Origin of the sequence: Gordonia marina (assembly GCF_052036135.1) — a bacterium.
Lineage (GTDB): Bacteria > Actinomycetota > Actinomycetes > Mycobacteriales > Mycobacteriaceae > Gordonia.
This window is the reverse complement of the sequence record NZ_JBPSDN010000086.1, coordinates 1-1,344: the sequence shown is the minus strand read 5'-3', so window position 1 is coordinate 1,344 and position 1,344 is coordinate 1. Positions and strand designations below refer to the sequence as shown.

The window sequence follows — 1,344 nt, the reverse complement described above, 5'->3', positions numbered from 1 at the left end:
AGTTCTCGCCGAACGTGACGGTGAGCGGTACCGGTGGCGGTGGTTCGCTGGGTGAGGTCGGCGGTGAGCTGGGCGCGGAGGCGACGGTGATCCCGGCGGCGGATCTGGAGTTCACGGTCGGGGCGGGGAAGATCACCACCGCCACGCTGGCGGAGATCGCGTTGACCAAGCCGGTCGCCGACATCGTGTTGTCCGGGGTCGATGTGAACGTGACGAATGCGTTGGGACCGATCTCGGTGCGGCCGTTCGCGAAGATCTCGGTCACCTCGGAGAGGGGTGTGTACGTGTATTACGCCTACGGCAAGACCTCCCGGATCTGACCGCGAACGACGTGACATGGGTACTTCGTGTATCGGGAGGAGTGCCGCTCGCGGCGCTCTGATCGCTGGTTTGCTCGCGACGTCGGTCCGGACCATCAGGTGCCGGGCCGCCCGGTGGTGGGGTTCACGGGTCGTCGTGTGTTTGGTGGTGGTGGTTGTTATCGGTGGTGTTCTCGGTGCTGGCGGTGTGGGTGCGGAAACTCCTGCGCAGCGGTGCAAGCGTGAAACGGCGCAGTACAACAGTTCGTGGAAGCAGGCGTGGGTGGCGACGCATCCGGGCCGCTCGATCGATGATGCGCCTGTACCTCGTCCGGCGTACACGTGTGGGCAGAACGACGATCAGTTGCCGTCTCCGGTCCCGCCTACCGTCGATGACGGTGCGCCGCCGAGCAGTAGTGGGGCACCGTCTGCTTCGGCGGCTGCGTCTACTGACCACAGCCGCGGCGGCGGGCCGGGCCTGAACCCGCCGACACGCCGCTCTGAGAATGCGAATGGTGTGCGGCCGGGGCAGCCGGCGATCGGTGTGAGCCCGAGTATCAGCGGTAGTCCCGTGGCTGTGCCTGGATGGCGCGGCGAGTCTACTGCGGTGCCCGGCAGGTCGGCGGAGCCGGTGGCCACGACCTCGCCACGGGGCTCGGTGCGGCCTGCGGCGCCGTCGCCGACGACCGTGCTGCCAGCGGACAGTGCGGTGCCTGGCGTACGTGCTCGGGCCGCTTCTTCTGATGGTGGCTCGACTCCGGTATGGGTATGGCTGGTCGTCGCGGTGGCTGTTGCGGCGCTTGCTGCGGCCTACCCCGGCGCCAGGCGCGCGGTCCGATCATCTTCGTCCGGCCGGCGCGGTCTGGGGTCTGCTGCGACGCCGGTGCTCGAGATTCGCCGGGACAACCCAGATGGGGTGAGCTTGTCAACTTTTCCGTGTAAGTCGATCAGGTATTCGATTTATAGGTGATGGTTGATACGGTCTGGATACGCGAGTGAGAGTTGCTCAAGGGCACGTTTCCAGTTAGTGGTGACCGCGCCTTCG

The 1,344-nt window shown here is 66.5% G+C and carries 1 protein-coding gene; it reads left to right on the top strand.

The window, feature by feature from the left end:
• A partial coding sequence (locus tag ACSEEN_RS21380) for an MspA family porin (RefSeq protein ID WP_440714252.1) occupies positions 1 to 320 on the top strand: 320 nt, incomplete at its 5' end.
• Positions 321 to 1,344: the final 1,024 nt, after the last annotated feature.